This window comes from Cyclobacterium qasimii M12-11B (assembly GCF_000427295.1).
Lineage (GTDB): Bacteria > Bacteroidota > Bacteroidia > Cytophagales > Cyclobacteriaceae > Cyclobacterium > Cyclobacterium qasimii.
On sequence record NZ_ATNM01000078.1, the window covers coordinates 1 to 692 of the forward strand.

At 56.4% G+C, this 692-nt stretch carries 2 protein-coding genes; both read left to right on the forward strand.

All coding sequences use genetic code 11. The features are described 5' to 3' along the window. Window positions 1-263 (forward strand): hypothetical protein (locus tag ADICYQ_RS31160; RefSeq protein ID WP_040415177.1); only part of this gene is annotated, 263 nt, incomplete at its 5' end. 57 nt (window positions 264-320) lie between these two features. Further along, window positions 321-686 carry a thioredoxin family protein gene (locus ADICYQ_RS31165; protein ID WP_081652322.1) on the forward strand — a complete coding sequence of 122 codons (366 nt, stop codon included), beginning with the start codon at window positions 321-323 and terminating at the stop codon, window positions 684-686. Window positions 687-692 lie beyond the last annotated feature (6 nt).

Here is a 692-nt window from a genome sequence, read left to right on the forward strand (position 1 = left end):
CGCAAAAGCATCTCAACGCTCAAGCGCTCTTGGACCAGACGGTGACTCAACTCCGTCAGATGGCCAACATCTCCCGCTGCAGCGCGATCGTCTCAAACACACGGCTCGCCGCACAGAAGACGGACGCTATTGAGGTTCGGATAGAGCACCGTGCTGGAGCAGCGCTGATGGTTTTGTTGCCTTATACGCGAGCGCGCTTCACCGGTGCGCTTACTTTCGGAGATCTTAAACTCTTCTCCCACAAAGCTGAAGTCTGGGTATAGTCCGGGAATTGAGCTAGCAGCGGAACAAATGTGCGGCTCCACGGGTTACTGGTCAGCATGAACAAGCGAATTCTTGCGATCGTCATTGCTCTTGCCGTTGTTGTCATTGGCGCAGTTGCTGCCATTTCGATCGGCACAGCACAGAGCCCAGACAACTCTGCAGATTCGAGTTCCTTGTCGGGAAGCTCCGATAGCGCAAGCACTGGGAGTGTCGAAAACGACGGAGGCGGCGCCTACGTTGACTACAGCCCCGCCGCAATTGCCGATGCAGAGGGCCGCATTTTCTTGTTCTTCCACGCTCCTTGGTGCCCACAATGCGTCTCGATGGAGGGCGACATTGAGGCTGAGGGAGTTCCTTCGGGTGTCACGATCGTGAAGGTTGACTACGACTCCAATCAGGATCTTCGCGCGCAATCGGCGTGACGCAGC

Excerpts from the sequence above, each read along its gene's own strand:
- ADICYQ_RS31165 (WP_081652322.1), top strand. The coding sequence starts at position 321 with ATGAACAAGCGAATTCTTGCGATCGTCATTGCTCTTGCCGTTGTTGTC.